The 26,144-nt window shown below is 57.9% G+C and carries 24 protein-coding genes, 1 pseudogene and 1 other annotated feature; of the genes and pseudogenes, 19 read left to right on the forward strand and 6 right to left on the reverse strand.

Translation table 11 applies throughout. The features are described 5' to 3' along the window. The 8 genes from dnaA to LGL98_RS00040 all read left to right on the forward strand — a co-directional run bounded on the left by dnaA (position 1) and on the right by LGL98_RS00040 (position 10,912). Positions 1-1,404, forward strand: a complete 1,404-nt coding sequence (gene dnaA / locus LGL98_RS00005; protein WP_004151534.1) for a chromosomal replication initiator protein DnaA — start codon at positions 1-3, stop codon at positions 1,402-1,404. Between the two features lie 4 nt (positions 1,405-1,408). Further along, positions 1,409-2,509 carry a DNA polymerase III subunit beta gene (gene dnaN, locus LGL98_RS00010; RefSeq protein WP_004145090.1) on the forward strand — a complete coding sequence of 367 codons (1,101 nt, stop codon included), beginning with the start codon at positions 1,409-1,411 and terminating at the stop codon, positions 2,507-2,509. 207 nt (positions 2,510-2,716) lie between these two features. Next, entirely contained in the window at positions 2,717-3,790 is a 1,074-nt protein-coding gene (gene recF, locus LGL98_RS00015) for a DNA replication/repair protein RecF (RefSeq protein WP_136031642.1), read from the forward strand. A 28-nt stretch (positions 3,791-3,818) separates the two neighbouring features. Then, positions 3,819-6,233, forward strand: a complete 2,415-nt coding sequence (gene gyrB / locus LGL98_RS00020) for a DNA topoisomerase (ATP-hydrolyzing) subunit B (RefSeq protein ID WP_004173845.1) — start codon at positions 3,819-3,821, stop codon at positions 6,231-6,233. A 200-nt stretch (positions 6,234-6,433) separates the two neighbouring features. Then, on the forward strand, positions 6,434-7,246 hold the full coding sequence (yidA, locus tag LGL98_RS00025) for a sugar-phosphatase (protein WP_023313767.1): 813 nt from the start codon (positions 6,434-6,436) through the stop codon (positions 7,244-7,246). A gap of 149 nt (positions 7,247-7,395) precedes the next feature. Next, entirely contained in the window at positions 7,396-8,478 is a 1,083-nt protein-coding gene (locus tag LGL98_RS00030) for a porin family protein (RefSeq protein WP_136031644.1), read from the forward strand. Further along, a complete protein-coding gene (locus LGL98_RS00035; protein WP_136031646.1) occupies positions 8,475-9,608 on the forward strand; it encodes a BamA/TamA family outer membrane protein in 1,134 nt (377 codons plus the stop codon). The genes LGL98_RS00030 and LGL98_RS00035 overlap by 4 nt, the downstream gene beginning before the upstream one ends. A 77-nt stretch (positions 9,609-9,685) precedes the next feature. Further along, positions 9,686-10,912, forward strand: a complete 1,227-nt coding sequence (locus tag LGL98_RS00040; protein ID WP_136031648.1) for a YidR family protein — start codon at positions 9,686-9,688, stop codon at positions 10,910-10,912. A gap of 1 nt (position 10,913) precedes the next feature. Here LGL98_RS00040 and LGL98_RS00045 read toward each other — a convergent pair whose 3' ends face one another. Next, complete coding sequence (locus tag LGL98_RS00045) at positions 10,914-11,246, reverse strand: YceK/YidQ family lipoprotein (RefSeq protein WP_004151524.1); 333 nt, start codon at positions 11,244-11,246, stop codon at positions 10,914-10,916. 245 nt (positions 11,247-11,491) lie between these two features. Then, positions 11,492-11,567: a sequence feature (ROSE (Repression Of Heat Shock gene Expression) occurs in the 5'-region of heat shock genes and acts as an RNA thermometer to modulate expression.), on the forward strand. Here LGL98_RS00045 and ibpA point away from each other — a divergent pair. From ibpA to LGL98_RS00065, 4 genes and pseudogenes are all read left to right on the forward strand, one after another. Continuing rightward, on the forward strand, positions 11,561-11,974 hold the full coding sequence (gene ibpA / locus LGL98_RS00050) for a small heat shock chaperone IbpA (RefSeq protein ID WP_004151523.1): 414 nt from the start codon (positions 11,561-11,563) through the stop codon (positions 11,972-11,974). Its footprint overlaps the feature before it by 7 nt. Before the next feature lie 116 nt (positions 11,975-12,090). Further along, complete coding sequence (gene ibpB / locus LGL98_RS00055; protein WP_004145074.1) at positions 12,091-12,519, forward strand: small heat shock chaperone IbpB; 429 nt, start codon at positions 12,091-12,093, stop codon at positions 12,517-12,519. A gap of 136 nt (positions 12,520-12,655) precedes the next feature. Beyond that, a pseudogene (locus LGL98_RS00060) lies at positions 12,656-12,862 on the forward strand (DNA damage-inducible protein D); the annotation flags it as partial. Between the two features lie 102 nt (positions 12,863-12,964). After that, a complete protein-coding gene (locus tag LGL98_RS00065) occupies positions 12,965-14,626 on the forward strand; it encodes a putative transporter (RefSeq protein WP_136031693.1) in 1,662 nt (553 codons plus the stop codon). Here LGL98_RS00065 and LGL98_RS00070 read toward each other — a convergent pair. After that, complete coding sequence (locus LGL98_RS00070; protein WP_136031650.1) at positions 14,594-15,340, reverse strand: GntR family transcriptional regulator; 747 nt, start codon at positions 15,338-15,340, stop codon at positions 14,594-14,596. The genes LGL98_RS00065 and LGL98_RS00070 overlap by 33 nt on opposite strands. Before the next feature lie 298 nt (positions 15,341-15,638). Here LGL98_RS00070 and LGL98_RS00075 point away from each other — a divergent pair, with 298 nt between their 5' ends. The 5 genes from LGL98_RS00075 to LGL98_RS00095 all read left to right on the forward strand — a co-directional run bounded on the left by LGL98_RS00075 (position 15,639) and on the right by LGL98_RS00095 (position 19,877). Then, positions 15,639-17,261: an alpha-glucoside-specific PTS transporter subunit IIBC gene (locus tag LGL98_RS00075; RefSeq protein ID WP_008806753.1), complete on the forward strand. Its 1,623-nt coding sequence runs from the start codon at positions 15,639-15,641 to the stop codon at positions 17,259-17,261. After that, entirely contained in the window at positions 17,258-18,580 is a 1,323-nt protein-coding gene (locus tag LGL98_RS00080; protein ID WP_002923306.1) for a 6-phospho-alpha-glucosidase, read from the forward strand. Before LGL98_RS00075 ends, LGL98_RS00080 begins: the two co-directional genes overlap by 4 nt. 100 nt (positions 18,581-18,680) lie before the next feature. After that, positions 18,681-19,028 (forward strand): YidH family protein, encoded by a 348-nt coding sequence (locus LGL98_RS00085; protein ID WP_136031652.1) that lies wholly within the window; start codon positions 18,681-18,683, stop codon positions 19,026-19,028. Further along, positions 19,018-19,380 (forward strand): DUF202 domain-containing protein, encoded by a 363-nt coding sequence (locus LGL98_RS00090; protein WP_136031654.1) that lies wholly within the window; start codon positions 19,018-19,020, stop codon positions 19,378-19,380. Before LGL98_RS00085 ends, LGL98_RS00090 begins: the two co-directional genes overlap by 11 nt. A 74-nt stretch (positions 19,381-19,454) precedes the next feature. After that, positions 19,455-19,877 (forward strand): radical SAM protein, encoded by a 423-nt coding sequence (locus tag LGL98_RS00095; protein WP_136031656.1) that lies wholly within the window; start codon positions 19,455-19,457, stop codon positions 19,875-19,877. A 3-nt stretch (positions 19,878-19,880) separates the two neighbouring features. On the opposite strand, the gene dsdA is transcribed toward LGL98_RS00095, so the two are convergent. Together dsdA and dsdX are read right to left on the reverse strand one after the other, a co-directional pair. Continuing rightward, the gene (dsdA, locus tag LGL98_RS00100) at positions 19,881-21,209 is read right to left on the reverse strand and encodes a D-serine ammonia-lyase (RefSeq protein WP_136031695.1); all 1,329 of its coding nucleotides are present in this window, start codon (positions 21,207-21,209) and stop codon (positions 19,881-19,883) included. Positions 21,210-21,226: 17 nt separating this feature from the next. After that, positions 21,227-22,564, reverse strand: a complete 1,338-nt coding sequence (gene dsdX, locus LGL98_RS00105) for a D-serine transporter DsdX (protein ID WP_136031658.1) — start codon at positions 22,562-22,564, stop codon at positions 21,227-21,229. A gap of 91 nt (positions 22,565-22,655) precedes the next feature. Between dsdX and LGL98_RS00110 the strand changes: the two genes are divergently transcribed. After that, positions 22,656-22,763: a hypothetical protein gene (locus tag LGL98_RS00110; protein WP_168435294.1), complete on the forward strand. Its 108-nt coding sequence runs from the start codon at positions 22,656-22,658 to the stop codon at positions 22,761-22,763. Between the two features lie 26 nt (positions 22,764-22,789). Next, the gene (dsdC, locus tag LGL98_RS00115) at positions 22,790-23,713 is read left to right on the forward strand and encodes a DNA-binding transcriptional regulator DsdC (protein ID WP_136031660.1); all 924 of its coding nucleotides are present in this window, start codon (positions 22,790-22,792) and stop codon (positions 23,711-23,713) included. A 177-nt stretch (positions 23,714-23,890) separates the two neighbouring features. On the opposite strand, the gene emrD is transcribed toward dsdC, so the two are convergent. Continuing rightward, the gene (gene emrD, locus LGL98_RS00120; protein ID WP_136031661.1) at positions 23,891-25,075 is read right to left on the reverse strand and encodes a multidrug efflux MFS transporter EmrD; all 1,185 of its coding nucleotides are present in this window, start codon (positions 25,073-25,075) and stop codon (positions 23,891-23,893) included. Between the two features lie 174 nt (positions 25,076-25,249). After that, positions 25,250-26,083, reverse strand: coding sequence for an EamA family transporter (locus LGL98_RS00125; RefSeq protein ID WP_136031663.1), 834 nt, complete (start codon positions 26,081-26,083; stop codon positions 25,250-25,252). Positions 26,084-26,144 lie beyond the last annotated feature (61 nt).

Below are 26,144 nucleotides of genomic sequence, written 5' to 3' on the forward strand. Positions count from 1 at the left end.
GTGTCACTTTCGCTTTGGCAGCAGTGTCTTGCCCGATTGCAGGATGAGTTACCAGCCACAGAATTCAGCATGTGGATCCGCCCATTGCAGGCGGAACTGAGCGATAACACGCTGGCACTGTATGCGCCAAACCGTTTTGTGCTCGACTGGGTAAGGGACAAATACCTCAATAATATCAATGGACTCCTCAATGATTTTTGCGGTGCGGACGCCCCGCAGCTGCGTTTTGAGGTGGGCGCTAAGCCCGCCAGCTCGCTGCAGAAAGGGGCGGTAAGCCCGGCTGCGGCGGCCATTCCGGCGGCGCAGGTGCAGACCGCGCGCGCGGCGCCGACGATCGTGCGCCCTGGCTGGGATAATGTCCCGGCGCCGGCGGAGCCGACCTACCGCTCTAACGTTAACGTGAAACACACGTTTGATAACTTCGTCGAAGGTAAATCTAACCAGCTGGCCCGCGCGGCGGCGCGTCAGGTGGCGGATAACCCGGGCGGCGCCTACAACCCCCTGTTCCTCTATGGCGGGACGGGTCTGGGTAAAACTCACCTGCTGCACGCGGTGGGCAACGGCATTGTGGCGCGTAAGCCGAACGCGAAAGTGGTCTATATGCACTCCGAGCGTTTCGTTCAGGACATGGTTAAAGCGCTGCAGAACAACGCCATCGAAGAGTTTAAGCGTTACTACCGCTCCGTTGACGCCCTGCTGATCGATGACATTCAGTTCTTTGCCAATAAAGAACGATCCCAGGAAGAGTTTTTCCACACCTTCAATGCGCTTCTGGAAGGTAATCAGCAGATCATCCTGACGTCGGATCGTTATCCAAAAGAGATCAACGGCGTTGAGGATCGTCTAAAATCCCGCTTCGGCTGGGGGCTGACGGTGGCGATCGAGCCGCCGGAGCTGGAAACCCGCGTCGCGATCCTGATGAAAAAAGCCGACGAGAACGACATCCGCCTGCCGGGCGAAGTGGCGTTCTTTATTGCCAAGCGTCTGCGCTCGAACGTGCGTGAGCTGGAGGGGGCGCTGAACCGCGTTATCGCCAACGCCAACTTCACCGGCCGGGCGATCACCATCGATTTCGTGCGCGAAGCGCTGCGCGATCTGCTGGCGCTGCAGGAAAAACTGGTCACCATCGACAATATTCAAAAGACGGTGGCGGAGTACTACAAGATTAAGGTAGCGGATCTGCTGTCCAAACGCCGCTCCCGTTCGGTGGCGCGTCCTCGCCAGATGGCGATGGCGCTGGCCAAAGAGCTGACCAACCACAGCCTGCCGGAAATCGGCGATGCGTTTGGCGGCCGAGACCATACCACCGTGCTGCACGCCTGCCGCAAGATTGAGCAGCTGCGTGAAGAAAGCCACGACATTAAAGAAGATTTTTCCAATTTAATCAGAACATTATCCTCGTGACGCTATGAAATTTACCGTAGAACGTGAACATTTATTAAAACCGCTGCAACAGGTGAGCGGTCCGTTAGGTGGTCGTCCGACGCTGCCCATTCTCGGTAACCTGCTGCTTCAGGTCGCGGACGGCGCGCTGTCGCTGACCGGTACCGATCTTGAAATGGAGATGGTGGCGCGCGTGGCGCTGGTTCAGCCGCACGAAGCGGGCGCAACGACCGTTCCGGCACGGAAATTCTTTGATATCTGCCGCGGCCTGCCGGAAGGCGCGGAGATCGCGGTTCAGTTGGAAGGCGATCGCATGCTGGTGCGTTCCGGCCGCAGCCGCTTCTCGCTGTCGACCCTGCCCGCCGCCGATTTCCCGAATCTGGATGACTGGCAGAGTGAGGTGGAATTCACCCTACCCCAGGCGACCATGAAGCGTCTGATCGAAGCCACCCAGTTCTCAATGGCGCACCAGGATGTTCGTTATTACTTAAACGGTATGCTGTTCGAAACCGAAGGTAGCGAACTGCGCACCGTCGCCACCGACGGCCACCGCCTGGCGGTCTGCTCGATGCCGCTGGAAGCATCGCTGCCGAACCATTCGGTGATCGTGCCGCGTAAAGGGGTGATTGAGCTGATGCGGATGCTCGACGGCGGCGATACTCCGCTGCGGGTGCAGATCGGCAGCAACAATATCCGCGCCCACGTCGGCGATTTTATCTTCACCTCTAAGCTGGTTGATGGCCGTTTCCCGGATTATCGCCGCGTATTGCCGAAAAACCCGGATAAACACCTCGAAGCGGGCTGCGATATTCTGAAGCAGGCGTTTGCCCGCGCGGCGATTCTCTCCAACGAGAAATTCCGCGGCGTGCGGCTGTACGTTAGCGAAAACCAGCTGAAAATCACCGCTAACAACCCGGAGCAGGAAGAGGCGGAAGAAATTCTGGATGTGACCTACGCCGGAACGGAGATGGAGATTGGCTTCAACGTTAGCTATGTGCTGGATGTGCTGAATGCGCTGAAGTGCGAGAATGTACGCATTCTGCTGACGGATTCGGTGTCGAGCGTGCAGATTGAGGATGCGGCCTCTCAATCCGCAGCCTACGTTGTCATGCCTATGCGATTGTAGAATCTGCAAAGGGGCTGGTTTACTTGCCATTTCGCCTTCCGGCAGTGCTCGACAAAACGCTATGCATTTTGGACGTCTGTAAGACGGTCCGAAGGACGAGCGGAGCGAGCAAATGCTCACGTACTTCGTGTACGCTCCGCTTTCTGCGCGCTGGCGGTAGACGAACTGGCTGCGACACCCACGCCCCTTGAATGATGACGAGCTGATATGTCGCTATCCCGACTCTTGATCAAAGATTTCCGCAATATTGAACATGCGGATCTCGCTTTATCTCCCGGCTTTAACTTCCTGGTTGGCGCAAACGGCAGCGGTAAAACCAGCGTGCTGGAAGCCATCTACACGCTTGGCCACGGCCGGGCGTTTCGCAGTTTGCAAATTGGCCGGGTAATTCGTCACGAGCAGGATTCGTTTGTTCTGCACGGGCGTTTACAGGGCGAAGAGCGGGAAACCGCCATCGGCCTGACCAAAGACAAACAGGGCGACAGCAAGGTGCGGATCGATGGCACCGACGGCCACAAAGTGGCGGAGCTGGCGCACCTGATGCCGATGCAGCTGATTACCCCGGAGGGGTTTACTTTACTCAACGGCGGCCCCAAATACAGAAGAGCATTCCTCGATTGGGGATGTTTTCACAACGAAGCCGGATTCTTCACCGCCTGGAGCAACCTGAAGCGCCTGGTCAAGCAGCGCAACGCCGCGCTGCGTCAGGTCAGCCGCTATGCCCAGCTGCGGCCGTGGGATCTGGAATTAATCCCGCTGGCAGAGCAGATCAGCCGCTGGCGTGCCGAATACAGCGCCGCTATCGTCGAAGACATGGCGGATACCTGTCAGCAATTTTTACCGGAATTCACGCTCACCTTCTCTTTCCAGCGCGGCTGGGAAAAAGAGACCGACTACGCGGAGGTGTTGGAGCGGAATTTCGAGCGCGACAGAATGTTAACCTACACCGCCCACGGCCCGCATAAAGCGGATTTTCGCATTCGCGCCGACGGGGCGCCGGTGGAGGATACCTTGTCGCGCGGGCAGCTTAAGCTGCTAATGTGCGCCCTGCGTCTGGCGCAAGGAGAGTTCCTCACCCGCGTCAGCGGGCGGCGCTGCCTGTACCTGATAGATGATTTTGCCTCGGAACTTGATGATGCCCGCCGCGGTCTGTTATCCAGCCGCCTGAAAGCGACGCAGTCGCAGGTTTTCGTCAGCGCGATCAGCGCTGAACACGTTATGGACATGTCGGACAAAAATTCGAAGATGTTCCGCGTAGAAAAAGGTAAAATAACGGATTAACCCAAGATTAAATGAGCGAGAAACGTTGATGTCGAATTCTTATGACTCCTCCAGTATCAAAGTCCTGAAAGGGCTGGATGCGGTGCGTAAGCGCCCGGGTATGTATATCGGCGACACGGATGACGGCACCGGTCTGCACCACATGGTATTCGAGGTTGTGGATAACGCTATCGACGAAGCGCTCGCGGGTTACTGCAAAGATATCGTTGTCACCATCCACAGCGATAACTCCGTCTCCGTCCAGGATGACGGCCGCGGCATCCCAACCGGCATTCACCCGGAAGAGGGCGTCTCCGCAGCGGAAGTTATCATGACCGTCCTGCACGCTGGCGGTAAATTCGATGATAACTCCTATAAAGTTTCCGGCGGCCTGCACGGCGTAGGCGTCTCGGTGGTTAACGCCCTGTCGCAGAAGCTGGAGCTGGTTATCCAGCGCGATAACAAAGTTCACAAGCAGATGTACGAACACGGTGTGCCGCAGGCGCCGCTGGCCGTGACCGGCGAAACCGACAAAACCGGCACCATGGTGCGTTTCTGGCCAAGCCTGGAAACCTTCACCAATGTCACCGAATTCGAATATGACATCCTGGCGAAACGCCTGCGCGAGCTGTCGTTCCTGAACTCCGGGGTCTCTATCCGCCTGCGCGATAAGCGCGACGGCAAAGAAGACCATTTCCACTACGAAGGCGGCATCAAGGCGTTCGTTGAGTATCTCAACAAGAACAAAACGCCGATCCACCCGAATATTTTCTATTTCTCCACCGAAAAAGACGGTATCGGCGTGGAAGTGGCGCTGCAGTGGAACGACGGCTTCCAGGAAAACATCTACTGCTTTACCAACAACATCCCGCAGCGTGACGGCGGTACTCACCTCGCCGGCTTCCGCGCGGCGATGACCCGTACCCTTAACGCCTATATGGACAAAGAGGGCTACAGCAAAAAAGCGAAAGTCAGCGCCACCGGCGACGATGCGCGTGAAGGCCTGATTGCTGTGGTATCGGTGAAGGTGCCGGATCCGAAATTCTCCTCGCAGACCAAAGACAAGCTGGTCTCCTCTGAGGTGAAATCAGCGGTAGAGCAGCAGATGAACGAACTGCTGAGCGAATATCTGCTGGAAAACCCATCCGATGCCAAAATCGTGGTCGGTAAAATTATTGATGCCGCGCGCGCCCGTGAGGCCGCACGTCGCGCTCGTGAGATGACTCGTCGTAAAGGCGCCCTGGATCTGGCAGGCCTGCCGGGCAAACTGGCGGATTGCCAGGAACGCGACCCGGCGCTGTCTGAACTGTACCTGGTGGAAGGGGACTCCGCGGGCGGCTCTGCGAAGCAGGGGCGTAACCGCAAGAACCAGGCGATCCTGCCGCTGAAGGGGAAAATTCTCAACGTTGAGAAAGCCCGCTTCGACAAGATGCTCTCTTCTCAGGAGGTGGCGACGCTGATCACCGCGCTGGGCTGCGGCATCGGCCGCGATGAGTACAACCCGGATAAACTGCGCTACCACAGCATCATCATCATGACCGATGCGGACGTCGACGGCTCGCACATTCGTACCCTGCTGTTGACCTTCTTCTATCGTCAGATGCCGGAGATCGTCGAGCGCGGCCACGTCTACATTGCCCAGCCGCCGCTGTACAAAGTGAAGAAAGGCAAGCAGGAACAGTACATTAAAGACGATGAAGCGATGGATCAGTATCAGATCTCCATCGCGCTCGACGGTGCAACCCTGCACACCAACGCCAATGCGCCGGCGCTGGCGGGCGAACCGCTGGAAAAACTGGTTGCCGAGTTCAATGCCACCCAGAAAATGATTGGCCGTATGGAGCGCCGCTTCCCGAAAGCGCTGCTGAAAGAGCTTATCTATCAGCCGACCCTGACCGAGGCCGATCTGGCGGATGAGCAGAAGGTGACCCGCTGGGTGAATACCCTGGTCTCCGAGCTGAACGAAAAAGAACAGCACGGCAGCCAGTGGAAATTTGATCTCCACGAGAACAAAGAGCTGCAGCATTTTGAACCGGTTATTCGCGTACGTACTCACGGGGTGGATACCGACTATCCGCTGGATAACGAGTTCATTATGGGGCCGGAATATCGTCGTATTTGTGCCCTGGGCGAGAAACTGCGCGGTCTGATGGAAGAAGATGCTTACATCGAGCGCGGCGAACGTCGTCAGCCGGTAGCCAGCTTTGAGCAGGCCCTCGACTGGCTGGTGAAAGAGTCCCGTCGCGGTCTCTCCATCCAGCGTTATAAAGGTCTGGGCGAGATGAACCCGGATCAGCTGTGGGAAACCACCATGGATCCGGACAGCCGCCGCATGCTGCGCGTGACCGTTAAGGATGCCATTGCTGCCGACCAGCTGTTCACCACTCTGATGGGCGATGCCGTTGAGCCACGTCGCGCCTTTATCGAAGAAAACGCCCTGAAAGCGGCGAATATCGATATTTAAGCCGCATGTTTCCCGGTAACGAGTTTTACCGGGGCAACAGGATGTGTAAGCCCGGTCGCATCGCGCGATCGGGCTTTTCTTTTGCCGCTAAAAGGGGAATCTTCTGCTGCGGTTCCATCCCCTTTCTGCCCGACACTTTTACTGTTTTTTGAGCGGAATCGCGTTAGCATGAGGGGAGACTCATCTTACCCGGGGATCCTATGACTATTAAACTGATTGCAATCGATATGGACGGCACGCTGCTGCTGCCAGACCATACCATCTCTCCTGCGGTGAAAGCCGCCATCGCCGCGGCGCGCGAGCGGGGTGTCAATGTGGTGCTGACCACCGGTCGCCCTTACGCGGGCGTCCACAGCTATCTGAAAGAGCTGCATATGGAGCAGCCGGGTGATTACTGCATTACCTACAATGGCGCGCTGGTGCAGAAGGCTGGTGACGGGAGCACCGTCGCGCAAACCGCGCTGAGCTATGATGACTATCGCTTTCTTGAGCAGCTCTCCCGCGAGGTCGGCTCCCACTTCCACGCGCTGGATCGCAATACGCTGTATACCGCGAACCGCGATATTAGCTACTACACCGTCCACGAATCCTACGTGGCAACCATTCCGCTGGTATTCTGCGAAGCGGAGAAAATGGACCCTGAGATCCAGCTGCTGAAAGTGATGATGATCGATGAGCCGGCAATCCTCGACCAGGCCATCGCCCGTATCCCGGCGGAAGTAAAAGAAAAGTACACCGTGCTGAAAAGTGCGCCTTACTTCCTCGAAATACTGGATAAACGCGTCAATAAAGGCACTGGCGTGAAGTCGCTGGCTGATGCGCTGGGCATCAAGCCGGAAGAAATTATGGCGATTGGCGATCAGGAAAATGATATCGCGATGATTGAATTTGCCGGCGTCGGCGTGGCGATGGATAACGCCATCCCTGCGGTCAAAGAAGCGGCGAACTTCATCACCAAATCGAACCTTGAAGATGGCGTTGCCTTCGCCATTGAAAAATACGTTTTAGCGTAAGCTTCTTTTCGGCCCGGCGTTCGCCGGGTCTGTCTTCTCTTTTTTCATGAACAGATGTTAATCCGCATTTAAATCCCTCAATCCTCGCAGGGGATTCTATAAGCTACCCGCCCTCTTTTTAGCAACCCATAACTAACATCATATTTTTCATGAATATATACCACCGTTTGATGTTGGTTACGCTGCCATTCGCCTCTGTTCAGATTTGCGCGGCCGCGGAACCAACGGCGCCGCTCGAACCGGCGTACGCCTATCACGGCGCAGAACCCGCGGATCTGCCGGTGCCAGAAAGTCGCCAGCCTGCGGCGACAGAATCGTCCTCGCTACTCCCTTTGCTAGGCGATGAGGCCAGAAAGCGCGGCTACGTCCTGCCGCTGCCGTTTGGCGTCAGCATTAACTATATGGATATGCGGCAGAATATTAATGTCGACAGCATTAACTTCACCGGGCTATCGCTGGATGGCCGCAATATCGATTGCGGTAAGAGCTTCGCCTGCAAACGTGCGGTGAATAATATTTTCGCTAATGGGCCCGTCTCGCTGGATAACGCTTTCCAGATTGGCGTCGGTAATACGCGGGAAAGCAGTAAAACTGAAACGCTCAAGCTGGATGCCTGGCTGCTGCCGTTTATGAACGTTTATGGCCTGGTGGGGCACACCGAAGGACATTCAATTTCGCAGATTGCCGTCGGTCTGAAGGGACCGAACGGTAAAGTGGTGCCCCTGCCGGGGATGCAGGATCTCGACTTTCGTCTCGATTTTAAGGGTACCACCTACGGGATGGGCACCACCCTGGTGGGCGGCGTCGGCAACTGGTTTACCGTGCTGGACGCCAACTACACCCAGACGCGTTTTGATATCCTCGACGGTAGCATCGACGCGTTTACCTTTTCGCCGCGCGTAGGCTATCGTTTCACTACGCCATCGGTCGATGCGCTGCATCTCCCCGCCGGAAAGCTGAACCTGTGGGTCGGCAGCATGTATCAGGATGTGCAGCAGGAGTTTAAGGGCAGCCTTAACGATCTCTCGATGCCGTCGCCGATGCTGCAGAATATGGTCAATCTGGCCAACCAGGATAATAACGGGCGCTTCGATGTGAAACAGCATCTGCAGTCGCCGTGGAACGTGCTGGTGGGCGCGCAATACGAGCTGACGCAGAATTTCAATATTACTACCGAGTTTGGCTTTGCCGAACGTAACAGTTTCTTTATTGCCGGTGAGTATCGCTTTTGAGCCGACTGTTTATCACTTTTCTGCTGCTGTTAACCTGCCCGATCTGCAGCCAGGCCGAGGCGCTTAGCCGCGAGAAAATCGACGACTGGCTGCAGCATCTCGGCGCCAGCGATAAGTTCGACGCCAGCAAAGGCATCGACTGGGGCGTGATGCCCGGTCCGTTCTATACGCCGGAGCTGGGGCTGGGCATCGGTACCGCTGTCGTCGGCATGTATCGCCCCGATCCGCAGGATACCACCAGCCAGAACTCGACCCTGACGCTCAGCGGCTACGCCAGCTCTACCGGCGCTTTTGGCCTCAGCGTGAAAAACTACGCCTTTTTCGACAACGACCTGTGGCGCGTTTTTGTCGAAGGATCGATGGCCAACACGCCCACTTATTACTGGGGGCAGGGTTTTCACGCCGGGGATAAAGACAATGAAAAAGAGAAGTATACCGCCCAGGTGCTGACTCTGCGCCCGACAATCTATCGGCAACTGATCGACAATGTTTATCTGGGCGCGGGGTGGTCGCTGGCGGCGCAGAATGCCGATGAGATGGACCATAACGATCTGCCGAAAATTGAAAATACCCCGCAGGGGCCGTCGGTATTCAGCTCGGGCGCCAGCGTCGCGCTCAACTGGGACGATCGCGACTTCGTCCCAAATCCGCGCCGGGGTCAGTATGCCAACTTCCGTTACACCCACTATGCGCCCGGTTTAGGCAGCGATACCCGCTTTGACGAATTTCAGCTGCACTATAGCCATTATCATGCCCTGAGCGAGAAGAGCGTCCTCGCCTGGGAGGCAGATGGCGTCTTCACCCAGGGTGAGGTGCCGTGGAGCATGATGCCCCTGTTGGGCAGTGATGAGCGGATGCGCGGCTACTATGAGGGACGCTATCGCGATAAAAACGTCATCAGCGGCCAGCTGGAATACCGCCGGCAGCTCACCTGGCGGCACGGGGTTGTCGCCTGGGCCGGGGCGGGAACCATGGGGCCGTCGCTGTCGTCACTGAATAATGGCCGCTGGCTACCCACCGGCGGCATTGGCTATCGCTTCGAATTCAAGCCGCGGGTCAATATCCGTCTTGATTACGGCATCGGCAAAGGCAGCAGCGGGTTCTATTTCCAGGTCGGGGAAGCGTTTTAAGCACGTTGTCAGGCATTCAACCCCGTGCGGATTGCGGTATGCTAACGTCACTCTTATATCGGCCCGGTCAGCACACCATGAAACAAGTTACCTTTGCCCCTCGCAACCACCAGCTTACCAACACTCGCGCCTGGACCCCCGACAGCCAGTGGCTGGTGTTCGACGTCCGCCCATCCGGCGCGTCGTTTACCGGCGAAACCATTGAGCGAGTGAACGTAAACAGCGGTACTGTGGAGACGATTTATCGTGCCACGCAGGGGGCGCACGTGGGCGTGGTGACCGTGCATCCAACCCAGGAGCGCTATGTGTTCATTCACGGTCCCGAGCGGCCGGATGCCCAGTGGCAGTATGATTTTCATCATCGCCGCGGGGTGGTGGCCTTTCAGGGGGGCGTCGAGAATCTGGACGCCATGGACATTACCGCCCCTTACACGCCCGGCGCGCTGCGCGGCGGCAGCCACGTCCATGTCTATAGCCCCAACGGGCAGTTCGTCAGTTTTACCTATAACGACCACGTACTGCACGAGCGCGATCCGGCGCTGGACTTGCGCAATGTCGGCGTGGCGGCGCCGTATGGGCCGGTGACGCCGCCGGGCCACCATCCGCGCGAATACGGCGGCAGCCACTGGTGCGTGCTGGTGAGCCGCACGACGCCGACACCCGCGCCGGGCAGCGATGAGATTAATCGCGCCTATGAGGAGGGCTGGGTCGGGAACCATACTCTGGCGTTTATTGGCGATACGCTGGCGGAAAATGGCGATAAAGTGCCTGAGCTGTTTATTGTTGATCTGCCGCAGGATGAAGCCGGCTGGAAGCAGCCTGGCAGGGCGCCACTGGCCGGTACCGCAACCACAATGCCGGCGCCGCCGGCGGGCGTCTGTCAGCGTCGTTTGACCTTCACCCACCATCGCCGCTACCCGGGACTGGTGAACGTCCCGCGCCACTGGGTGCGCGCCAATCCCCAGGCGACGGCGATAGCCTTTCTGATGCGCGACGACGCCGGCGTGGTGCAGCTATGGCTTATTTCCCCGCAAGGTGGCGAGCCGCGGCAGTTGACGCATCACGCGTCGGGTATCCAGTCGGCGTTTAACTGGCATCCGTCGGGAGAGTGGCTGGGTTTTGCGCTGGAGGATCGGATTGCCTGCTGCCATGCCGGCACGGGGGATATCACCTTTTTAACCGATACGCATGCTCATGCGCCCTCGGCGGACGCGATCGTCTTTTCGCCAGACGGTAAACAGATTGCCTGGATGGAGGAGGTGGACGGTTATCGTCAGCTGTGGGTTACGCAGACCGGACGATAACTTACTGGGCAGGCATCGGCGCTGGCGGGATCACCGAGTTGGTCGCCAGCGTGGCCTTCTCGCTCTTTTCGACCCGCGATTTGATGGAGCTGTCGGTGCGGAACATATCCCACGGCAGCAACAGGGTATCCATGACGGCAGTGAATGGCATATCCAGCGCCACCAGCGATTTCACACCCCAGTTGGTATCGCTGTCCCCCAGCGTTTGCGCGCTGGATCGCGTGCCCGGATAGGTTCCCTCTTTGCCACCGGTATGTGACATTACGCTGGAGCAACCGCTCAGGCTTATTATCCCGCTGAACAGGACCAGCTTTAACAGTCGTCTGCTTTTCATTGTTCTTCCATCGTCGTTTCGGGCGTTGAGATAACCTTTCAGCGGTTATATCGGGCCAACCCGTGAATGCATAGCGTTATTGCGCCGCACTGTGGCGGGCATCGCACTTTGCTTTTTGTGCTCCTCCCCCCAGTCTAAGCAATCATTGGCAAACTGCAAAAAAATTCGCCCTCACTCCCTTGAAAATCAGAGGGAGAAACCCATTTTATAGGTGTAACCCACTGAGAATACGCCTGAGGGGTATTCCAGGTTACCGCGGCCTGTCCACGATGGAAGGTCATTTGATTCTCGCTGATTTTCAGGAGCTATTTATTATGCGTAACTTCGATCTCTCCCCGCTTTATCGTTCAGCCATTGGTTTCGACCGCCTGTTCAACCTGCTGGAAAACAATCAAAGCCAGAGCAATGGCGGCTACCCTCCGTATAACGTCGAGCTGGTAGACGAAAACCACTATCGCATCGCTATCGCGGTGGCTGGCTTTGCTGAAAGCGAGCTGGAGATCACGGCCCAGGACAACCTGCTGATCGTTAAAGGCGCCCACGCCGCCGAGCAGAAAGAGCGGACCTACCTGTATCAGGGGATCGCCGAGCGCAACTTCGAGCGTAAATTCCAGCTGGCGGAAAATATTCACGTCCGCGGCGCCAACCTGGTGAACGGTCTGCTGTATATCGATCTGGAACGCGTGATCCCGGAAGCGAACAAGCCGCGCCGTATCGAAATCAACTAATTGTCCGTTTCAGGCCGCGTGGCGGCCTGATGTAACAACCTGCTCGCCGTCAGGGAGCAGATGCGAATTTACAGAATTCGCAGGTATTCACTCGCTTCTTAGAAGGAGAAAACAGTATGCGTAACTACGATTTATCCCCCCTGCTGCGTCAATGGATCGGTTTTGACAAACTGGCCAGTGCCCTGCAAACCGCCGGTGAAAGCCAGAGCTTCCCGCCCTATAACATCGAAAAAAGCGACGATAACCACTACCGCATTACCCTTGCGCTGGCCGGTTTCCGTCAGGAAGATCTGGATATTCAGCTGGAAGGTACCCGCCTGGTGGTGAAAGGCACGCCGCAGCAGCCGGAAAAAGAGACCACATGGCTGCACCAGGGGCTGGTGAGCCAGGCCTTCAGCCTGAGCTTCACCCTCGCCGACAACATGGAGGTCTCTGGCGCGACCTTCACCAACGGCCTGCTGCATATCGATCTGACCCGCAATGAGCCTGAGCAGATTGCCCCGCAGCGTATCGCCATCAGCGAACGACCAGCGTTAAATAGCTAATAAAGCAACCTGCTGATAAAGCCCCGATTTTCGGGGCTTTTTTGTGCGCGAGAGCGCAATAAACTTCCTTGCTGCAGCGGGTGTTTCAGTTTAAAAAACAATCATACTTTGGGACTCACTCAAACAAGCATACGTTATGAACGAACAGCAGCCATTTGAAGCGATTAGAAAGAGCGATGAGGCGGGGCGGGAGTATTGGTCTGCCCGCAACCTTGGTCCCCTACTTGACTATAAAGAGTGGCGGAATTTTTATAAGGTCATTGCAAAAGCGATAATTTCATGTGAGGCGAGTGGTCATCCCTCGGCAGACCATTTTGTTGAAACCAACAAAATGGTCGAAGTAGCGTATCTTACTCCATGATTATTGTGCGCCAGGCGGCATACAACCCGTCTGGCAGCGGTCATAATCCCTGTAGTTAATGGTGTTATTCACAGGGACGATACCATGAGTGAGATAGCATTGACGGTCAGCGTGCTGGCGCTGGTGGCGGTGGTTGGGCTGTGGATCGGCAATGTCAAAATCCGCGGCGTCGGCTTTGGCATTGGCGGCGTCCTGTTTGGTGGGATAATTGTCGGCCACTTCGTGGATCAGGCGGGTGTCGCCCTCAGCAGCCCGATGCTGCATTTTATTCAGGAATTCGGCTTGATCCTGTTTGTCTACACCATCGGCATCCAGGTGGGGCCGGGCTTTTTCGCCTCACTGCGGGTCTCTGGCCTGCGGCTCAATCTGTTCGCTATCCTTATCGTTATCCTCGGCGGCCTGGTGACCGCGGTGCTGCATAAGCTGTTCAATATTCCTCTCCCGGTGGTGCTCGGCATCTTCTCCGGCGCGGTGACCAACACGCCAGCGCTGGGGGCTGGGCAGCAAATCCTGCGCGATCTCGGGGTGCCGTTCGAAGTGGTCGATCAGATGGGGATGAGCTACGCGATGGCGTATCCGTTCGGCATCTGCGGCATTCTGCTGACCATGTGGCTGGTGCGCCTGTTTTTCCGCATCAATGTCGAGAAAGAGGCCCAGGGGTTTGAGGAGAGCAGCGGTAACGGCCATGCCCATTTGCACACTATCAACGTACGGGTGGAGAACCCCAACCTCAACCAGATGGCGATTCAGGATGTGCCGATGCTCAATAGCGACAATATCGTCTGTTCGCGGCTGAAGCGCGGCGAGCTGTTGATGGTGCCTGCGCCAGGCACCCTTATCCAGGCTGGCGACCTGCTGCACCTGGTGGGGCGACCTGAGGATCTGCACAATGCGCAGCTGGTGATCGGCCAGGAGGTGGCCACCTCGCTGTCGACACGCGGCACCGATCTGAAAGTTGAGCGGGTGGTGGTCACTAACGAAAAAGTGCTGGGGAAGAAAATACGCGATCTGCACGTCAAACAGCGCTATGACGTGGTGATCTCCCGGCTTAATCGCGCAGGCGTCGAGCTGGTAGCCAGCAGCAGTGCCAGCCTGCAGTTTGGTGACATCCTCAACCTGGTCGGTCGTCCGGAGGCGATTGACGCCGTGGCTGCCGAGCTGGGTAACGCTCAGCAGAAGCTGCAGCAGGTTCAGATGCTGCCGGTGTTTATCGGTATCGGCCTCGGGGTACTGCTGGGGTCTATCCCGTTGTTTATTCCCGGCTTCCCTGCCGCATTGAAGCTGGGGCTGGCCGGTGGGCCGCTGATTATGGCGCTGATCCTCGGGCGTATCGGCAGTATCGGCAAGCTGTACTGGTTTATGCCGCCGAGCGCCAACCTGGCGCTGCGCGAGCTGGGGATCGTGCTGTTTCTGGCGGTGGTCGGGCTAAAATCGGGGGGCGACTTTGTCGCAACCCTGACCCAGGGTGATGGCCTGAGCTGGATCGCTTATGGCATTTTCATCACCGCCATTCCGCTGCTAACGGTAGGCATTCTTGCGCGCATGCTGGCGAAAATGAACTATCTGACGCTGTGCGGCATGCTGGCCGGCTCCATGACCGACCCGCCAGCGCTGGCCTTTGCCAACAACCTGCACGCTACCAGCGGCGCAGCCGCGCTCTCTTATGCCACCGTCTATCCGCTGGTGATGTTCCTGCGGATTATCACCCCGCAGCTACTCGCTGTGTTGTTTTGGGGGCTGAGCTAGCGGGCTTTGTGCCTGGACGCGGCGCAGGTGGTAATCCACCTGATACTCGCTGGCGTTGCGAAACATGACGGAATAATTAAGAAACTCGCCGCTGTCGCTGTAGGAAAGGGAGGTAATACGCAGCAGCGGCGTCTGCTCCGGGACGTTCATTGAGCGCGCCAGCTGCTTGTCCGCCAGCACCGGCGTCAGCGTTTCATAGTTCCCGCTGATGATGATCCCGCACTCCTTCTCAATATAATCAAATTTCGAACCCTCCAGATGGCTCAGCGACAGGTTGCGGAACAGCTTCACTGGCATATAGCTATCCTCCAGCATCAGCGGCTTGCCGTCGACGTAGCGCACCCGCCGTGAGAAGTAGATCCGTTCATCAATTTTAATCCGCAGCAGGCTGGCGATGGCCGGCGGGGCGGGCATCACCTCAAAGGCCAGCACCTGACTCACCACCTCTTTACCCTGCTTGCGCAGCACTTCCGCCAGACCGGTGAGATTACTGGTTTCGTGGTGGACATCTTTGCGCGCCACGTAAGTTCCCGAGCCGTGGCGACGCACAACCAATCCCCAGTCCACCAGCAGATCGATAGCTTTGCGGATAGTCATGCGCGCCACTCCGAACTCTTCGGCCAGTTTTTTCTCTCCCGGCAGCGGGCTGCCGATGGCGAAGTCGGCGGAATTCAGCCGCAGCCGCAGGCGGTCAGCAATGGATTTGTAGATCACCAGTAGTCCTCTTGTACAGGAAAAGGAGATGTCGCTTTGTGCTCTTTTTTCTAAAAAAATAGATTAATTACAATCGATTAAAACACATTTATTTAGTTAATTCCGTTGCCTGACTTATCGATGTCTAACTTTTGTTAACGAAGTAGACAACGTTGGCCAAATTAAAACCATGAATGGGATCACGAATCGCAACGGCGCGGCATGTTGTTAGACGGGCAAATTTTTATTCTCCAGTGAGGCCGGTAATCAAGAAAAAGAAGGCCACTCACCCTACGAGTTGTTACATGAGGATTTCCCAATGCTCAGTCAAATACAACGCTTTGGCGGCGCCATGTTTACCCCGGTTTTATTGTTTCCTTTCGCCGGGATCGTGGTCGGTATCGCCATTATGTTGCGCAACCCGATGTTCGTCGGCGAAGCGCTGACCGCACCCGACAGCCTGTTTGCCCAGATCGTTCACATCATTGAAGAGGGCGGCTGGACCGTCTTTCGTAATATGCCGCTGATTTTCGCCGTCGGTCTGCCGATCGGCCTGGCGAAACAGGCCCAGGGCCGGGCCTGTCTGGCGGTACTGGTGAGCTTTCTCACCTGGAACTACTTTATCAACGCCATGGGGATGACCTGGGGCCACTTCTTCGGCGTCGACTTTTCCGTTGAACCCACAGCCGGCAGCGGCCTGACGATGATTGCCGGGATTAAAACCCTCGACACCAGCATTATCGGGGCGATCGTCATCTCCGGCCTGGTGACGGCCCTGCATAATCGCTATTTCGATAAACCCCTGCCGGTATTCCTCGGCATCTTTCAGGGCTCATCGTTTGTGGTCATTGTCGCCTTCCTCGCGATGATCCCCTGCGCCTGGCTGACGCTGCTCGGCTGGCCAAAAGTCCAGCTGGGTATTGAATCGCTGCAGGCCTTCCTGCGCTCTGCCGGGGCGCTTGGGGTGTGGGTCTACATTTTCCTTGAGCGCATCCTGATCCCCACCGGCCTGCACCATTTCGTCTATGGCCCGTTCATCTTTGGCCCGGCGGTCGTGGAGGGCGGTCTGCAGGTCTACTGGGCTGAGCACCTGCAGGCGTTTAGTCAGAGTACGGAACCGCTGAAGACGTTGTTCCCGGAGGGTGGCTTTGCCCTGCACGGTAACTCGAAAGTGTTTGGGTCGGTGGGGATTGCGCTGGCGCTCTATTTCACCGCCGCGCCGGAGAACCGCGTCAAGGTCGCCGGTCTGCTGATCCCCGCCACCCTGACCGCGATGCTGGTCGGGATCACCGAGCCGCTGGAGTTCACCTTCCTGTTCATCTCGCCGCTGCTGTTCGCCGTTCACGCGGTGTTGGCGGCGACCATGGCGACGGTCATGTACATCTGTGGCGTGGTAGGTAATTTCGGCGGCGGCCTGCTCGACCAGTTCTTGCCGCAAAACTGGATCCCGATGTTCCATCACCACGCCTCGATGATGTTCATTCAGATAGGTATCGGCCTCTGTTTCACCGCCCTTTACTTCGTGGTCTTCCGCACCCTTATCCTGCGTCTGAACCTGAAGACACCTGGCCGGGAAGAGAGCGAAATCAAGCTCTACAGCAAGGCCGATTACCAGGCGGCGCGAGGTAAAACCACGGCCGCCGCCGCGCCAGAGACCCGGCTGGGTCAGGCCGCTGGCTTCCTGCAGGCCCTCGGCGGCGCCGACAACATTGAAAGCATCAACAACTGCGCCACCCGACTGCGCATCGCGCTGGTCGATATGGCGAAAACGCAAAGTGACGACGTCTTTAAAGCGCTGGGCGCCCACGGGGTAGTACGCCGCGGCAACGGGATTCAGGTCATCGTCGGCCTGCACGTTCCCCAGGTGCGCGACCAGCTGGAAAACCTGATGAAAGATTCTCTTTCGACCGAACATACCACCATGACGGAGGCAGTATCATGAAAAAATTCTCAGTTGTTATCGCAGGCGGCGGTAGCACCTTCACCCCGGGCATTGTCCTGATGCTGCTGGCAAACCAGGATCGTTTTCCGCTGCGGTCGCTGAAATTTTATGACAACGACGGCGCGCGCCAGGAGACCATCGCCGAGGCGTGCAAAGTGATCCTCAAAGAGCAGGCGCCGGAGATTGAATTCAGCTATACCACCGATCCGCAGGCGGCGTTTACCGATGTTGATTTCGTCATGGCGCATATCCGCGTCGGGAAATATCCGATGCGTGAACAAGATGAGAAAATCCCGCTACGCCATGGCGTGCTGGGCCAGGAGACCTGCGGACCGGGCGGGATCGCCTACGGTATGCGCTCTATCGGCGGCGTGCTGGAGCTGGTGGATTATATGGAAAAATATTCGCCGAACGCCTGGATGCTCAACTACTCCAACCCGGCGGCGATTGTGGCGGAAGCCACTCGTCGTCTGCGGCCGAACGCCAAAATCCTCAATATCTGCGATATGCCGATCGGCATTGAAGGGCGGATGGCGCAGATTGTCGGCCTCAAAGACCGTAAACAGATGCGCGTGCGTTACTACGGCCTCAACCACTTCGGCTGGTGGACCTCGATTGAGGATCTAGACGGCAATGATTTGATGCCGAAACTGCGCGAATATGTGGCGAAATACGGCTATGTGCCGCCCTCGAACGACCCGCACACCGAGGCCAGCTGGAACGATACCTTTGCCAAAGCGAAAGATGTGCAGGCGCTGGATCCGCAGACCATGCCGAATACCTACCTGAAATATTATCTGTTCCCGGACTATGTGGTAGCCCACTCCAACCCGGAACGCACCCGCGCCAATGAGGTGATGGATCATCGGGAGAAAAACGTCTTCAGCGCCTGCCGGGCGATTATTGCCGCCGGGAAATCCACTGCCGGCGATCTGGAGATTGACGAGCATGCGTCGTATATCGTCGATCTGGCGACGGCCATCGCCTTTAACACGCAGGAAAGGATGCTGCTGATTGTGCCGAACAATGGCGCGATCCATAACTTTGACGCCGACGCGATGGTGGAGATCCCTTGTCTGGTGGGCCACAACGGACCGGAGCCGCTGACGGTAGGCGACATCCCGCATTTCCAGAAAGGGCTGATGAGCCAGCAGGTGGCGGTGGAAAAACTGGTGGTCGATGCCTGGGAACAGCGCTCTTACCACAAGCTGTGGCAGGCGATTACCCTGTCGAAAACCGTGCCGAGCGCCTCGGTGGCGAAAGCGATCCTCGATGACCTGATTGCCGCCAACAAAGATTACTGGCCGGAGCTGCATTAATCCCCGTTGTTGACCGGCGCCCTGCGGGGCGCCGGTTCTTCTCCCCGGTTCCTGATTTACGCTATGCTGAAGCCTGCTGCGCGATGAACAAGGAACTGTAATGAAAATCTCCCGCCTCGGCGAAGCGCCGGATTACCGCTTTTCGCTGGCTAATGAACGCACCTTTCTGGCGTGGATCCGCACGGCGCTCGGTTTTCTCGCCGCCGGCGTCGGGCTTGACCAGCTGGCGCCGGACTTTGCCACGCCGCTGATCCGTGAAATTCTCGCCCTGCTGCTGTGTCTCTTTGCCGGCGGCATGGCTATCTATGGCTATCTGCGCTGGCTGAACAATGAGAAGGCGATGCGCCTCAAGCAGGATCTCCCCTATACCCGGACGCTGCTGGTGATTAGCATCCTGCTGCTGGCGGTGGTGGTCGCGGTGATGCTGCTGGTGGTGTATGGCGGATAAACGCCGGGCACGGCGGGAAAGCGATCCCGGGCTTCAGCCAGAGCGCACCTCGCTGGCCTGGTTTCGCACCCTGTTGGGCTATGGCGCGCTGATGGCGCTGGCGATTAAGCACAGCTGGCACCGCGCCGGTCTGCCGTTCTGGCTGTCTGTCGGCGTGCTGGCCGTGGTGGCGGTGATCCTCTGGCGCTATACCCGCCGTCGTCATCTGATGAACGTCAACGATAGCGATTTTTTACAGCCGCAGGCGGTTCGTGACAAATTTTTGATCGCACTCGCAGTACTTTCTCTGGCATTCCTGTTTGCTGTTACTCACCTTCAACTGATCGTTTTATTCATTAGGGATATGTCATGACAGGATGTCCGGCGAATTTGCCTCTCACTCATGCCCCCGGCCAGCAACATGACACTCCCTTTCAGGCTGTCGTTGTGGAGGCGCATCATTGCCATCAACCGCAGGCGTTCTATGCGCAACTGTGTCAACAGGGCCTTACCGCTATCCATTTTATTCCGCAGCTGTCGGCCGGTGACGCCGCGCTTTGGGGAGAGTTTCTCTGTGCTGTCTTTCACCGCTGGGTGCGGGAAGATATTGGGCGCATCAATATTTTGCTGTTTAGTGAGACGCTGAGTGCCTGGTGCGGCGAGACGCAGCCGCAGCCGGGCGCGCCAGCGGCCAACAGCACCTGCTACGGCTGTTCGTGGCTGCGCCTGTGCCGCTGTGGCGAACAGGAAGACCCGCTGTGCGCGGGTTACCGGCAGTTCTACGATTTTAGCGGGCCTTATATGCGAGTGATGCGGGACTTGCGCCGACAGCAGCGGCCGCCAGAGGCGCTGATGCCGCTGCTGCGCTGAAGATTAGCGCCCCTTCGCCAGATACTGCGCCATCTCTTCTTCCGGCACCATGCCGCCGCCAGTCGCCCACACCAGGTGGGTGGCCTGCTGCAGCTGTTGCTCACTCAGCCCCTGCAGCTGATGGTACGCTTTGCTGGCGCAGACGCGCTGCGGCCCGGCCATCCCGGCCAGCGCGGAGGGTTCAAGGCGGATATTTTCCGCTGTCGCCAGCCAGCCCAGCATGTCGTACATCGTCTGATCATCAAGGGTATACAGGCCATCGAGCAGGCGCTCCATCGCCCGACCAACGAACCCGGAAGCGCGGCCGACCGCCAGCCCATCGGCGGCGGTCAAATTATCAATGCCTAAATCCTGCACCGCAATCTGGTCGTGGAGCCCGGTATAAACGCCGAGCAGCATGCATGGTGAATGTGTCGGTTCGGCGAACAGGCAGTGAACATGGTCGCCGAAGGCCAGCTTCAGGCCAAATGCCACCCCGCCGGGGCCGCCGCCCACGCCGCACGGCAGATAGACGAACAGCGGATGATCGGCATCGACCACGCGCCCAGCTTTGGCAAACTGCGCTTTCAGGCGCTCGCCGGCCACGGCATAGCCGAGGAACAGCGTGCGCGAGTTTTCATCGTCGATGAAAAAGCAGTTCGGATCGGATTCTGCTGCTTTGCGCCCCTGTTCGACCGCCACGCCGTAGTCCTCTTCATACTCAACGACCGTTACGCCGTGGTTGCGCAGTTTGGCTTTTTTCCACGCCCTGGCATCGGCGGACATATGCACCGTGACTTTAAAACCGATGCGCGCGCTCATGATGCCGATCGACATCCCGAGGTTGCCGGTGGAACCGACGGCGATGCTGAACTGGCTAAAGAACTGTTTAAACTCCGGCGTCAGCAATTTGCGATAATCGTCCGCAGTCGTCAGCAGCCCGGCTTCCAGCGCCAGCTTTTCCGCATGGGTCAGCACTTCATAAATCCCACCGCGCGCTTTGATTGAGCCGGAGATCGGCAGATGGCTGTCTTTTTTCAGCAGCAGTTCGCCGCTAATTGGCTGGTTGAATTTTTGCTCAAGGCGGTGCTTCATTGCCGGAATGGCAACCACTTCTGATTCGATAATCCCGCCGCTGGCGGCGGTTTCCGGGAAGGCTGCCGCCAGATAGGGCGCGAAGCGCTGAAGGCGGGCATGGGCGTCTTGCACATCGTCGGCGGTCAGACCGACGTAAGGCAACCCCTCCGCCAGGGTGGTGGTAGCCGGGTTAAACCAGGTGGTTTCTTTCAGGGCGATAAGATCCTGCACAAGCGGGAAGGTCGCGGTTAAGGTGGTCAGGTCAGCGTGTTTCATCATACGTCTCTTTGCGCTCAGATAATGAAAGAAAGCAGGAAGGTGGCGGCCAGTGCAAGTAGCGACGCGATAAAAGTCGCCGTCGTGTAGTACTTGAACGTTTCACTGAGGCTCGCGCCGCAGTATTGTTTTACCAGCCAGAACAGGGAATCGGTGACGATCGTGCAGCCAATGGCGCCGGAACCGATGGCAATGGCGATGATCTCCGGACTGACGCCGGGATAGAGCGGCAGCATCGGGGCAACGATAGCGGTAGCGCCCATCATCGCCACGGTGGCGGAGCCGACGGCGGCGTGCAGGATAAGCGCCACCAGCCAGGCCAGCAAAATCGGGTGCATATCGAGGTTCGACAGGATCACCGCCAGGCTATCGGCCAGGCCGCTGGATTTCAAAATCGCGTTGAACGCGCCGCCGGCGCCGATAATCAGCAGGATATTGGCGATCGACCCAAAGCCGTTTTCGGTATGAGTCAGCAGGACGCTCATCCCCATTTGCCGACGGATGCCGAGCATGTAATAGGCGACAAAGACGGCGATGAACATCGCGGTGATGGGGTTGCCGATAAATTCCAGCACCGTATACAGCGTGCTGCCTTTCGCCATATTCAGTTCGGCGACGGTTTTCACCAGCATCAGGCCAATCGGTAACAGCACGGTAAACAGCGTGGCGCCGAGCGACGGCAACGTCGATTCTTCGCGAACCTCGAGGTTGGAAAACTCGGCTGGCACTGGTTTAAACGGCAGGCGGTTGCCGAGCAGCCTGAGGAACAGCGGGCCGCCGACCAGCGAGGCGATCAGACCGACCAGCAGGCCATAGACGATAACCGTCCCGATATCTGCGCCCAGTTTATTCGCCACGAACAGCGCGGCCGGATGCGGCGGAACCACGCAGTGCACCGCCATCAGCGCAGTACACAGCGGAATAGCCAGCTTCAGCAGCGAGGTATTGGTTTTTTTGGCGATGGAGAACGCCAGCGGGATCAGCAGCACCACCCCGACTTCGACAAACAGGGTAATGCCGCAGATCAGGCCGACCAGCACCATAATCACGTCCGCCGACAGCCAGCGGCAGCGCTGCAGCGTCAGGCCGATGCGCTCCGCCGCGCCGGAGACCTCCATCATCTTGCCGAGAATGGTGCCGAGACCGATCACCGCCGCCAGGAAGCCCAGCGTGCCGCCGATCCCGCTCTCAATGGCGTTGACCATCTCCAGCGGGCCCATCCCCATCATCGCCCCGACGAAAAAGCTCGCCAGCAGCAGCGCCAGAAATGGATGAAACTTCAGTTTGACGATGGTTAATACAATTAACACGATGCTAATCAGCAGTGTGCTCACAACCCAAATTTGCGATTCCATACCCCACCTCGCCGTAAGTAACGTGTGGTTATTGAACAGAAACTCGGCATGGGCTGACAAACGATATAAATGGCCTTTCAGGTGAACTAAATTGAATCAAAATGGTGATTTAGCTCTAAAAGTGACCTTTAAACTTGGTGTGGGTCAAATTTATTCATCCTTTAGCGGAAGTTCCGGCGTTATTTTTTTATCATCCTGACTCCCTTTTATCGCCAGGAGCATGCAATGGATGTACTAAACACCTTAGGTATCCGGTTGCTCAACGGCTGGCAGCTCTCCAGGCTGTCGACGTTTGAGGTGGCGGCGCGGCATGAGTCGTTCGCCCTTGCCGCCGACGAGCTGGCGCTCACCCCAAGCGCGGTCAGTCACCGGATTAATCAGCTGGAAGAGGAGCTGGGGATCCAGCTCTTTGTCCGCTCGCACCGCAAAGTGGAGCTGACGCGCGAAGGGAAGCGCGTTTACTGGGCGCTGAAGTCGTCGCTGGATGGCCTGAATCAGGAGATCCTCGACATCAAAAACCAGGAGCTCTCCGGCAGTCTGACGGTTTACTCGCGGCCCTCAATCGCCCAGTGTTGGCTGGTGCCCGCGTTGGGGGATTTCAGCCGCCGCTATCCGGCCATCTCGCTGACTGTGCTGACCGGCAACGATAACGTCAACCTGCAGCGGGCGGGTATCGATCTGGCAATCTATTTCGATGACGCGCCGTCGTCGCAACTCAGCCATCATTTTCTAATGGATGAGGCGATCGTGCCGGTATGTACGCCGCAATACGCCCACCAGCTGCAGTTAACGTCAAATCCTGCCAATCTGCGCCACTGTACACTGCTTCACGATCGCCAGGCATGGAGCAATGATTCCGGCACCGATGAATGGTTCAGTTGGGCACAGCAATTTGGGATTGAATTGCCGCAATCGTCGGGCATTGGCTTCGATCGTTCTGACTTAGCGGTGATTGCGGCGATGAATCATGTCGGGGTAGCGATGGGGCGTAAACGGCTGGTGCAGAAGCGGTTAGAGAGCGGGGAGCTTATCGCGCCGTTCGGCGAGATGACGATGAAATGCCATCAGCATTATTACGTGACCACCCTGCCGGGCCGTCAATGGCCGAAAATCGACGCCTTTATCGAGTGGCTGCACAGTCTGACATAGGGTAAAAGCCGCCACCCGGGGGTAGCCCGGATAAGGCGTAAGCCGCTATCCGGGGATTTCCCTGCTTGCGCTACGCTTAGCAGGGCTACGGTTCTGCGCAACCCACTGCCGGAGGCCTTCATCAGAACGGTAGCCCGGATAAGGCCTCAGCCGCCATCCGGAGAACGACCGCCGCGCTTATACCGGCTGCTGATGGTGGGTGAAGCGCGAGGCCAGCGGCAGCCAGCATAGCAGAATCAACAGGCCCATCAGCATCATCAGCAGACCGAGGCTGCCCTGACCGGTTTGCGGCATCATCGCCGACAGCCAGGCCAGCACGCCGGAGCCGATATTCTGCAAGCCGCCAACCAGTGCCCCGGCGGTTCCGGCGAGGAACGGGAACGGCTCCATTGCGCCGCTGGTGGCGAGCGGGAACAGCATCCCGGCGCCGAAGAAGAACAGCGCCGCAGGCACCAGCAAAGTCCAGACGGTCATGATGCCCAGCAGCCCAGGGATCCACATCATCAAACCCGCCAGCAGGCAGCAGATAACCGACTGCCACATCAGCGTCGGGAAACGCTTGTTGGGGCGGCCGGCGAACCACGCGCCGAAGAACGCCGCCGGGATCGGCAGAATAAACAGAATACTCACCGCCATGCTGCTCAGGCCGAGCACCGCGCCCATCAGCACCCCGGAGCAGGCTTCGAATACCGCAATTCCCGCCAGGCCGCCGATCAGCATCAGCAGATAGCAGTTAAAGGCGCCAGTGCCGAACAGCGTTCTGTAGCTGGCCAGAAGTTTGGTGCGCGGCGCGCCTTCCGGACGCGTTTCCGGCATCCACTTCGCCATGCTAAAGGTCACGCCGGCGCACAGGACCAGCAGGAAAGCGTAGCAGGCGCGCCAGCTCCACAGGGTGTCGAGAATGCCGCCGAGCAGCGGGGCAATCAGCGGGCTGACCAGAATCCCCATATTTAACAGGCTATTAGCATGACGCAGCTGAGCGCCTTCGTACAGGTCGCGGGGCAGGGTACGCGCCATCACGCCACCGACCCCGGTGCCCATCCCCTGCATGGCGCTGGCGGCGATCAGCACCGGCAGGCTATGGGTGGTAATAGCTACCAGCGTCGCCAACATAAAAATCGACATCCCGACGAGGATCACCGGACGGCGACCGACGCGGTCAGAGAGCGGGCCGTAGAACAGCTGTGAAATACCATAGGTCAGCAGGTAGGCCGCCATCACGCTTTGTACCGCCCCTTCGCGGACGTTCAGCGCGACCGCCATGTCGGCGATGGCCGGAATATAAATGGTCTGCGCCATCTGGCCAACGGCCACCAGCAGTACCAGCATCAACAACAAATTGAAGTTCTTATGCCGTTTCATGTCGATGAATACTTCGTGAGTAAAGAGAAATGAAGAATATGTGACTGGCACATCCCGTAAACGATGGAGGAATCTACCATATTAAAATGACAGAACAACTGCAAAGAGCCGATTGTTGAGGGAATTCCAGGCAGATTATGTAAACAGGAACGGCAACTAATGTTGCCATTTCAGCTACGCCAGGCGCAGGAGGATCGCCCCGGCGGCAATCCCGCAGGCGGCCACGATGCGCAGCGGCATCAGTTGCTCTTTCAGGACGATAAAGGCGATCAGCGCGCCGAAGAGAATGGAGGTTTCACGTAGCGCGGCGACCACCGCCAGCGGGGCCTGGGTCATCGCCCATAGCGCCAGGCCGTAGGAGCCCATGGTGCCGACACCGCCGAGGATGCCCTTTTTCCAGTGCTGGCGTAAATAACGACTGGCCTCACGCCGCCGCGCCACCATGGCCCAGCACAGCAGGCAGAAGCCGTTCATAAAAAAGGTCCACAGGGTATAGCCGAGCGCAGAGCCCGCCAGCCGGACGCCGGTGCCGTCTACCAGCGTGTAGCCAGCGATAAAGCAGGCATTGATCAGCGCCAGCGCGATGCCTTTGCGAGAGCTAACGCGGCCGTGAAAGGCCATCGCCAGAATCGCCAGGCAGATCACGCCGATGCCCAGCCAGGCCAGCGGCGACAGACGATCGCCGAGGAACAGCACGCTGATCGCCGCCACCAGCAGCGGCGCAGTGCCGCGCATCAGCGGATAGGTCTGGCTCATATCTGACACCTGGTAGGTCTTCGCCACCAGCACTGTATACACCACCTGTAACGCGCACGACGCCAGCAGATAGGGGGCGCTGGCAAGCGTTGGCTGCGGGGCAAAGGGCAGCATCACCAGGGCGATCAGCGCGGCCGAGCCGCTGACGCCGATCGCCGCGTACATTTTATCGCCGCTGGCTTTGACGATAGCGTTCCAGCTGGCGTGCAGCAGGGCGGCAAACAGCAAAATGCAGAATACGGTGAGGGTCATCGCAGACAGGTTCAACAGTGAAGGTCACTGGACTGTAACATGCGCCCGCGCAGCCTGCCAG

This window comes from Klebsiella africana (genome assembly GCF_020526085.1).
In the GTDB taxonomy this organism is placed as follows: Bacteria; Pseudomonadota; Gammaproteobacteria; order Enterobacterales; family Enterobacteriaceae; genus Klebsiella; species Klebsiella africana.

Bases quoted from the DNA above. Each gene is read 5' to 3' on its own strand.
- LGL98_RS00090 (WP_136031654.1), top strand. From the start codon at position 19,018: ATGGCGGATAAACGCCGGGCACGGCGGGAAAGCGATCCCGGGCTTCAG.
- LGL98_RS00125 (WP_136031663.1), bottom strand. From the start codon at position 26,083: ATGACCCTCACCGTATTCTGCATTTTGCTGTTTGCCGCCCTGCTGCAC.
- gyrB (WP_004173845.1), top strand. From the start codon at position 3,819: ATGTCGAATTCTTATGACTCCTCCAGTATCAAAGTCCTGAAAGGGCTG.
- dsdC (WP_136031660.1), top strand. From the start codon at position 22,790: ATGGATGTACTAAACACCTTAGGTATCCGGTTGCTCAACGGCTGGCAG.
- LGL98_RS00045 (WP_004151524.1), bottom strand. From the start codon at position 11,246: ATGAAAAGCAGACGACTGTTAAAGCTGGTCCTGTTCAGCGGGATAATA.
- LGL98_RS00075 (WP_008806753.1), top strand. From the start codon at position 15,639: ATGCTCAGTCAAATACAACGCTTTGGCGGCGCCATGTTTACCCCGGTT.
- yidA (WP_023313767.1), top strand. From the start codon at position 6,434: ATGACTATTAAACTGATTGCAATCGATATGGACGGCACGCTGCTGCTG.
- ibpB (WP_004145074.1), top strand. From the start codon at position 12,091: ATGCGTAACTACGATTTATCCCCCCTGCTGCGTCAATGGATCGGTTTT.
- dnaN (WP_004145090.1), top strand. From the start codon at position 1,409: ATGAAATTTACCGTAGAACGTGAACATTTATTAAAACCGCTGCAACAG.
- recF (WP_136031642.1), top strand. From the start codon at position 2,717: ATGTCGCTATCCCGACTCTTGATCAAAGATTTCCGCAATATTGAACAT.
- ibpA (WP_004151523.1), top strand. From the start codon at position 11,561: ATGCGTAACTTCGATCTCTCCCCGCTTTATCGTTCAGCCATTGGTTTC.
- LGL98_RS00040 (WP_136031648.1), top strand. From the start codon at position 9,686: ATGAAACAAGTTACCTTTGCCCCTCGCAACCACCAGCTTACCAACACT.
- LGL98_RS00030 (WP_136031644.1), top strand. From the start codon at position 7,396: ATGAATATATACCACCGTTTGATGTTGGTTACGCTGCCATTCGCCTCT.
- LGL98_RS00085 (WP_136031652.1), top strand. From the start codon at position 18,681: ATGAAAATCTCCCGCCTCGGCGAAGCGCCGGATTACCGCTTTTCGCTG.
- dsdX (WP_136031658.1), bottom strand. From the start codon at position 22,564: ATGGAATCGCAAATTTGGGTTGTGAGCACACTGCTGATTAGCATCGTG.
- emrD (WP_136031661.1), bottom strand. From the start codon at position 25,075: ATGAAACGGCATAAGAACTTCAATTTGTTGTTGATGCTGGTACTGCTG.
- dsdA (WP_136031695.1), bottom strand. From the start codon at position 21,209: ATGAAACACGCTGACCTGACCACCTTAACCGCGACCTTCCCGCTTGTG.
- LGL98_RS00080 (WP_002923306.1), top strand. From the start codon at position 17,258: ATGAAAAAATTCTCAGTTGTTATCGCAGGCGGCGGTAGCACCTTCACC.
- LGL98_RS00065 (WP_136031693.1), top strand. From the start codon at position 12,965: ATGAGTGAGATAGCATTGACGGTCAGCGTGCTGGCGCTGGTGGCGGTG.